We start from the raw sequence: 637 nt of genomic DNA, 5'->3' as shown, positions 1-637 counted from the left end.
GTCTCCTGTCAATGAAAGACGGGCATAGAGTCAAACTCGCCAGACTCTGCCGATTTGATTAATTCATCATGCAAGATAGAAAGCCCCTCGCGCCCTTTCTCAGATAGCCAATTGCCGTTCTCTGGCTGCATATTGATAAAATCCATGTACATTCTGACCGCCATATCCGCCCCGTCTTCGCTACCGGACCGCTCAAAGGCGAACCCCTCAATATGGGTTGCTAACATCACGCGCTCTACTAATGGGTAGACCGTGATTGCAGATACACCATTAACGTAAATCGCCGCGGTATCGGTGCCGCCTTTGTCGTTATCAACTTCACGAGTACCGTTTCTGTCTATTTGCTCTCGCACAAACGAGGCTGACACAATCCACCGCCACAACATCAACCGTTGATCGCTGGTCGGCGCATGGAAGCCTGCTTTCCAGCCCTGAGAAATAGCTGCTATCAATTCAAAGCCCAGTAATAAATCATGGTCATATTGACCCGCGTCCAACGATACCAATGCCTCCGCATAGCTCATGGTTTTGCTGTTCGCTGCCTCAGTGATGACAATGACGCCATATTTGCCGTAATCAAATGATGTTTCGGGGTGATATTTGTTCATTATTTATCTTCCCATTCTATAACCTGAAA

General features: G+C 47.9%; 1 protein-coding gene. It reads right to left on the bottom strand.

Annotated elements, in window-relative coordinates; all coding sequences use genetic code 11:
* Positions 1-8: 8 nt before the first annotated feature.
* Complete coding sequence (locus ACGF5R_RS24320) at positions 9-608, bottom strand: hypothetical protein (protein WP_049583065.1); 600 nt, start codon at positions 606-608, stop codon at positions 9-11.
* Between the last annotated feature and the right edge of the window lie 29 nt (positions 609-637).

Source organism: Photorhabdus sp. RM71S (assembly GCF_042879355.1).
Taxonomy (GTDB): domain Bacteria; phylum Pseudomonadota; class Gammaproteobacteria; order Enterobacterales; family Enterobacteriaceae; genus Photorhabdus; species Photorhabdus kayaii.
This window is presented reverse-complemented; position numbering and strand designations above follow the sequence as displayed.

Coding starts and splice junctions, on each gene's coding strand:
- ACGF5R_RS24320 (WP_049583065.1), bottom strand. CDS start 608: ATGAACAAATATCACCCCGAAACATCATTTGATTACGGCAAATATGGC.